We start from the raw sequence: 7422 nt of genomic DNA, 5'->3' as shown, positions 1-7422 counted from the left end.
GATTGATGCGAACCACATAGAGGTGATAAACGTGACCGGAGTCGCTTTGGTTCTGAATCGGCACGATCCCCTGAGACTGGAGCGGTGCGAGGAGGGAATCGTATTGTTTTGCCGCCCAATTGCGCTGGTGGTTCCAAGTACTCAGGTGGGGCAACTTGACGTTGAGAATGGCTGCTTGTAGGGTATCGAGGCGGCTGTTGGTACCGCGATCGCGATGGATATATTTCTGCGGTGCGCCGTAGTTGCGCAAGGATCTCAGTTTCTCGGCAACGGCATCATCTTGGGTGACCACCATACCACCGTTTCCGGCCGCACCGAGGTTCTTGCTGGGATAAAAGCTAAACGCGGCGGCCATCCCCACAGAACCGGCGGTATAGCCTTCTCGATGGGCCAGGTGTGCTTGAGCGGCATCTTCAAAAATGACGACATTGTGGGTGCTGGCAAAATCGAGCAGTTGCCGGGGAGACACCATCTGTCCGTATAGGTGCACCGGAACGATGGCTTTGGTGCGCGGTGTAATTGCTCTTTCGGCGGCAGCTAAGTCGATGAGCGCCGTTTGCGGATCGCAATCGACTAAAACGGGGGTTGCTCCAGCATGGAGAATCCCAATCAGGGTGGCGACAAAGGTATTTGCCGGTAAAATGACCTCATCTCCCGCACCGACTCCACAAGCTTGCAATCCGAGGGCGATCGCATCGGTTCCACAGGCAACACCCACTCCATGAGGCACGCCACAAGCTGAGGCGAAGGCGGACTCAAACTCACTTACCGCTCGACCTAATATATAATCTCCTTGCTGCAATACGGTTTGAACCGCTTGTTCGATCTGTCCTTGGATCGGTCGGTGCATCAAGCTGAGATTGACGAAAGGAACGGGAGTAGGAGTCCGGTGCATGAGAATAATACAGAGGTTGAATAGTGGTCTTCTTCGACTGTAGCTGAAACAATTTGAAGGTGAGTTCAGCAAAATCACGTATTTATAACATATTTAAGACTTACGCAAATTTACTTTTACACCACCATCAGTGGGAGGGAATAGCGTTTGTCAAGTCAGCCTATTTATTATTTGTGGGTCAGTCCCAATCTTGACAAACGATCGAGGGTGCCATGCCATCGTTATCTTTTCGATCGAGTCCCTATATTTTTTGAATTTTAGCTTCAGACTTCACGGGATTATCAATCTATTCTTAATTCTCTATCGTTGGTAGATCGTGACATCAATCGAAAAAATTTTACAACAAGCGATTAATCCCTTTGATTCGGTAAACTTTCGACCGGGAAACTTTTGGCAAGAATCGCAACATGGCAAACTGACGGTTCATTCAATTCATCAAACAGAAATCGAGAAAATTACCGAAACTCTCGATCTCGTGAATGGCGATCGTCGAACTCGAACGATTCTATTATGTGGAGATTCTGGCGCGGGTAAGAGTCATCTTCTCGATCGTCTAAAACAGACCTTAAATCGGCGAGCATTTTTTGCTTATATTGGACCTTGGGTCGATCGAAACTTTCTATGGCGACATATCCTCCGCAATACCGTTGATAGTTTGCTCAAAGTTCCACCGGGACAGCAAGAGTCTCAGTTATTAATTTGGCTCAAGAGTTTATCGATTTTTAAAGAGCATCGTTTTCTCGACAAATTGCTCGGAGATCGGAAAGTATTTATTCGTAAGCTTCGAGAAAGTTACACAGCCGATTTATACAATGCAAATGAGTTTTTAGGGGTATTGTACGATTTGCTCGATGGAGAAAAGTTTCTCCTCGCATCGGATTGGTTGCGAGGAGAAAACTTAGACGATGACGATTTGACTCGGTTACGAGTGCGGCATCCGATCGAAACGGAAGATGCCGCACAAAAAATATTAGCCAACTTCGGTCAAATTTCGATCGATACTTTTCCGATCGTCCTTTGTTTTGATAATTTAGATTGTATTGCCGGAACGACAGATGGTGAAACAAATTTGCAATATTTACTGAATTTTAATTCTACACTCCATAATGAAAAATTCAAAAACTTCTTAATTATCTTTAGCCTTATTACCCACACAGCTCATAAATATGTGAATCGGATGCAACCTTCCGATTTAGCTCGTGTCGATCGACAAGTGCTACTCAAACCTATTACACTTAATCAAGCAGAATTCCTGTATAAAACCCGATTGTCTTCTTTGCACAAACGAGCCAATCCGAAACCAAAATCTCCGATTTTCCCGTTAGAACGAGCCATATTAGAAACAAGTTTTCCGGGAGGAAAAACAAACCCCAGAAATGCGCTTGAAGTTGCCAGAAAACTTGTTCTTGAATATAAAACAGGTCGATCGATTATTTCAGAAGATGCGATCGCCGCTTTTCGACTTGTTTGGCTGAATGCTTTTGACAGAACTCAGAAACAAGTGACGCGAGTTCGTCAATTCTCTTCCTTAGAACTGGTGCAAATGTTAAAACAAGCTATTTTGGCATTACAGATTAATGATTTGAATCAAAGGAGTTTATTTCTCGATCGATATACATCCTCAACGCTTAGCTATAACTGCGGCGATCGAAAAGTGGGTGTTGTCTGGATCGAAGAACCCAATTTAAATTATTTCTTTTATGTCATGAAATCCTGTCAAGAGATTCTCGATCGAGATTTATACGATCGTCTAATCCTTATTCGCGCAGAAAAATTGGGACAAGCCAAAAATAAAGGATATCAACTCTATCAACGCATCTTCACAAAGCATCCTCATATTCACATTATCTCCACATTAAAATCCGTTTGCTATTTAGCGACTTATCAAACCTTGTACCGTGCCTCCTTTGCGGGAGAATTGGTTGTGGGAAACCAAACCCTGGATGTGGAAAGATTAGAAAATTTAATTCGAGAATCTCAAGTTTGGCAAGATTTCCCGTTATTACAAGACTTAGGACTCATAAAATCGAACCCACGAGAACTGAATATTTTAGATTCCGCGCGTGAGTTTTTGATAAACCTCGTCAAAACACAACAGTTAATCGGACGCAATACATTAATTGAAAATGCGATCGATCGATTTCCACAAATCGATCGCCTCGATCTCAATTTACTTCTCGATCGAATGTGTGAGAATAATCAAATTCAAATTCTCGATCCCAATGCTAGTCAGGACGAGCAATTAATCTGTATAATGTCGAGCTAAGGGGTTCGTATATGAGCTGCAAGTTTTAGAAATTGCAAACTCCGTAATTTTTCTTAGGTAATTATATCACCGACTATAACTTGTTCGAGAACAATATAATTTCTTCTATGGAAACGATTCAAGTCAAATTCATTTTAAAATTATTGGGGTTTTCAAACTATCGAGCCTCAATTTCCGATTCAAAACTCAAACCCAATTCTAAAACGTCGGTATCCAAATGCAAAGATATTTGTCGAAAACTTTGCGATCGTAGCTGGGTAGCACGATCTGAAGATATTACAAAATTCAAAATTTTACCTCCGGGAAAATCTCTTTTAAAAGTCGATCTGAGTAACTTGCCGATTACTCAAATCGAATTAGAAGTTCTCAAAGCTAGTGCAAAAAAAACGACGACACCCGGACAAATTAAAAAGGTTCCGGCAGATCGACGACAAGAAACGATCCGAGATTTAATCGATCGCGGATTACTCGCCGCTGTTGAGACGAAAATCAAAGAAGTTTGGCTCACCGAACGGGGAAAAGTCTATTTGCGCGATGAGTTTAACCCAACGGGTAATACTCTGAGTTTCAGTGGCAAAATGCTCGATAACTATATTCAGTTTTTGCGGCAGTCTCTCGCGGGGGAAGCTAGAATGCCGCAGACAAGATCGACAACTCAGACAACTGCGGTGCAACCCCCAAATACCGATACCAGTCGTCCATTGAGCGATGAGGATATTTTAGAGACGATTCGGAATTTAGATCGAGAACTGGGGACGGATAACTATTTACCAATTTTTCATTTACGCGAGAAGCTGGCAATGGTCTCTCGGGATGAGTTGGATAAGGCGCTATATCGCTTGCAGCGAAACGATCGCCTCGAAATGAGTTCTTTAACCGATAGCAGTCCTTATACGCAAGCACAAATTGGTGCGGGGATTCCCCAAAATATGGGAGGTCCTCTATTTTTTCTAATCGATTCAGATTCCAAAGGAGCTGAATTTTTCGCAATCTAATTTTAGACTTTTATTCTTCAAGATTTGCATGACCTCTATCGAGCAAATTATTCAACAAGCGGTTAATCCATTTGACGCGATTTCTTCACGGTATGGTAATTTCTGGACCGATCGTCAAGATCCGACATTAACGGTTAATTCGATTAACCAAGAAGCGATCGACAAAATCGAATCGTTTCTCGATCTGGTCGCGAAAGACCATCAAACTCGAACGTTGCTACTCTTGGGGGATTCGGGTTCGGGAAAAAGTTATCTATTAGGAAGGCTAAAACAACGGCTAAACCCGAAAGCATTCTTCGTTTATATCGGTCACTGCGGCGATAGTAATTATATTATTCGCCATCTTTTGCGCCAAATGGTCGATAGTTTAGTGCAAGTTCCCGATGGCGAAGAAGAATCCCAACTTTTGCTTTGGCTTCAAGGTTTATCGGCATTTAAAAGCCGCAGCGCGATGAAAAAGTTATTGGGAGAGCGAAATCTTTTCATTCGGAATTTTAACAGTACTTATCCGGTGGGGATGTACAATCCCAATGAGTTTTTTGGGGTATTGTACGATTTAACGAATCCCGAACTTTCTTCGATCGCCTATCAGTGGCTCAAAGGAGATGAGCTTGATGAAGAGAGTTTAAAAGCCTTGCGGGTTAAAAAGTCGATCGATTCTGAATATACCGCTCAAAAAATTATTGAAAATTTCGGTCGGATTGCCGATAAAAACCGACCGATCGTTCTTTGTTTCGACCAACTCGATCGCGTCAATATCTCCGCTATTTTTAGTATTAATACAAATTTTCATAATGAAAGTATCAAAAACTTTTTAGTTATTATTAGTTTAATTCCCGATATTGCCAAGCAAAACTCTAATCGGATTCCGCTATCCGACAAAGCTCGGATTACCGATCGGGTAATTTTAAAACCCATTAATCTCGATCGTGCGGAAGAACTTTGGCGAATCCGACTGCATCCGCTACACAGTCAAGCAACTCCTAAACCAAAATCGCCAATTTATCCCTTAACTCGCCAACAACTCGAAACTGAGTATCCCGGTGGCAAAACGAATATTCGCGATGCGATTACTCTGGGAAAAACATTAATTCAAAAATATAAATTGGGCGATCGAGTTGCACCAGAAAACCCAATCGCTGAATTCAAACTAGTCTGGACAAAAGAATTTCAGAAACAACAAAAAACTATCGATAAAATCGGTCAGTTATCTTCATTTGATTTGATTCAAGTTTTAGAAGAGGCACTTGAAACTATTCCCGTTCAAAACCTAGAAACTAGTGTTTTACCCAGCAAAACACAAAGCCGTTATTCTCTAAGCTATCAAGACACCAAAAAGCAAGAAACGATTGGCATTTTGTGGTCGGAAAATGCCAATATGAGAAGCTTTTATTCTTTAATAAAAGACTGTCAAAAGGCAATTGAGAAAAGTATTTGTAATAAACTGTATTTAATTCGATCGACAACCGTCGGCAAGGCTAAGAACAAAGGGTACAAATTATACAAACAAATTTTTGTCAATTCTCCCCATCGCCACATTACACCTCATCTGGATTCATTGCACTATTTAGCCACCTATAGCAGCTTGTTGAAAGCCTCGCGAGTCGGCGAACTTGTCGTAGGAAGTAAAGTTCCTGACATGATAGAATTACAGACTCTCGTTCGGCAATCGAAGGTTTTGCAAAAATGTAATATTTTGCAAGATTTAGGTTTGGTGGCGATAACTCGAACCACAACACAACAGAAAGCTAATAAAACTGCAAAATCAAGCGTATCTAATGATGTTAAAGAATATATGCTCGACTTGGTAAAAACCCAACAAATGTTAGGTCTCATACAATTAATTGATACCGCTCGCCAACAAATTGATACCAGTTCGTTATCTGATGCCGATATTCATAAATTGGTTGAAAATTTAACTCAAGAACACCCGATTCAAATTATTGGTATGAAGTCTAAACCTGAATCTCTTTGTGTCTGCTGGACACCCAAGTAACCGAAAAAAGTCGTAACGATCGATGTACTTAACCCAACCAAGAGAAATTCAAACAGCGATCGAAACTTTAGCTTCGTCAAAATTGCTGTGGCTGGATACGGAAACCGCAGATTGGCGAACGAAATATCCGAAAATCTCTCTAATTCAAGTTCTTGCCAACCCAGACGATCGCACGGGAGACTCAGCTTATGTTTTAGACGTTCTCGAAAAACCCAATCTAGTTCAATATTTTATCGAGAAAATTGTTGCTAATCCCCAAATCGAAAAAGTTTTTCATAACGCTAGCTACGATTTAAAATTTTTAGATAAAAGTCAAGCAAAAAATATTACTTGTACGTTAAAAATAGCTAAAAAAATCACGAAGACAAAGTTAGGCACGTCTAATCTAAAACTAAAAACTCTGGCTGCCGAACTCTGCGGATTTACGAATGTCGATTCCGAACCCCAAGGTAGCGACTGGCGACGACGACCGTTAAGCGAAAAACAGCTACACTATGCCAAACTCGATACGGTTTATTTAGCTTGCGTTCATCGCGAATTACTAAAATTTATTCCACCTAAATCGACGAAAACGCAGGAGGATATATTCGTGACCAAAGCAAAACCCGCTTCCCCTTCTTTTAGCGTCACCAACGTGCGGGTTGCCTTAGAATGTCCCCGCTTATTTTACTTAGATCGGCGGTTCGGTGGCATGAGCGTATTCTTCCCCAAAACTCAGTACGCTGCCATCGGCAATCCCTTCCACCAACTAGCGCAGAAATTTGTCGAACTCGCACTCACCGATTCTCGATTTCGATCGCTCCTAACTCCCGCAGCCGAACAGCTTCAAGCCGAAGAAGTGGCGCAGGAAATGCAGAAGCTGTTTTATACGATCGCCTTTTTTCCCTACCTGCAATCGGTAATTCGAGAAAATCCCCATTTAGTCCCAACCTATAACCAAATTTGGCAGGGAGTTCGCGGGTTAATTGGCCATTACGCGCAGTTGTTAGTCACCAATCGATATCACTGCCATGCCAACGCCACCATTCAAAAAACATTTATCGATCGCGAATTAAAAGTAGAGGCGCAATTCCAGTTACCCGACGGTACAATGCAACAGGTTCGGGGAAAGTTTGATAGCCTCGTTTACGACTTTGCCAATCGCCGTTTGTGCGCGGTGGAATACAAAACCTATCAAGCTGCCGATTTGTCCGCACAGGTGGCACAGGTGGCGCTGTATGCCTATATGTTGCAGCAGCAGAAAAACGAGCCGGTGGATGCGGCGGTATAC

At 42.2% G+C, this 7422-nt stretch carries 5 protein-coding genes; 4 read left to right on the top strand and 1 reads right to left on the bottom strand.

From position 1 onward, the window contains the following. On the bottom strand, positions 1–895 hold an 895-nt coding region (locus tag IQ235_RS13740; RefSeq protein ID WP_264322021.1), incomplete at its 3' end, for a DegT/DnrJ/EryC1/StrS family aminotransferase. A 316-nt stretch (positions 896–1211) separates the two neighbouring features. Between IQ235_RS13740 and IQ235_RS13735 the strand changes: the two genes are divergently transcribed. The 4 genes from IQ235_RS13735 to IQ235_RS13720 all read left to right on the top strand — a co-directional run. Continuing rightward, entirely contained in the window at positions 1212–3161 is a 1950-nt protein-coding gene (locus tag IQ235_RS13735; RefSeq protein ID WP_264322020.1) for an ATP-binding protein, read from the top strand. Between the two features lie 107 nt (positions 3162–3268). Further along, a complete protein-coding gene (locus IQ235_RS13730) occupies positions 3269–4156 on the top strand; it encodes a hypothetical protein (protein WP_264322019.1) in 888 nt (295 codons plus the stop codon). 28 nt (positions 4157–4184) lie between these two features. Next, positions 4185–6152 (top strand): ATP-binding protein, encoded by a 1968-nt coding sequence (locus IQ235_RS13725; protein WP_264322018.1) that lies wholly within the window; start codon positions 4185–4187, stop codon positions 6150–6152. A gap of 22 nt (positions 6153–6174) precedes the next feature. Further along, positions 6175–7422, top strand: a 1248-nt coding sequence (locus tag IQ235_RS13720) for a PD-(D/E)XK nuclease family protein (RefSeq protein ID WP_264322017.1), incomplete at its 3' end; no start/stop codon positions are given.

Source organism: Zarconia navalis LEGE 11467 (assembly GCF_015207075.1).
GTDB lineage: Bacteria > Cyanobacteriota > Cyanobacteriia > Cyanobacteriales > Geitlerinemataceae > Zarconia > Zarconia navalis.
The sequence above is the reverse complement of the archived record's forward strand: the minus strand, read 5'-3'. Positions and strand labels throughout refer to the sequence as shown.

What these genes read in the sequence shown, in the direction of transcription:
- IQ235_RS13730 (WP_264322019.1), top strand. Translation starts at nt 3,269, where the DNA reads ATGGAAACGATTCAAGTCAAATTCATTTTAAAATTATTGGGGTTTTCA.
- IQ235_RS13725 (WP_264322018.1), top strand. Translation starts at nt 4,185, where the DNA reads ATGACCTCTATCGAGCAAATTATTCAACAAGCGGTTAATCCATTTGAC.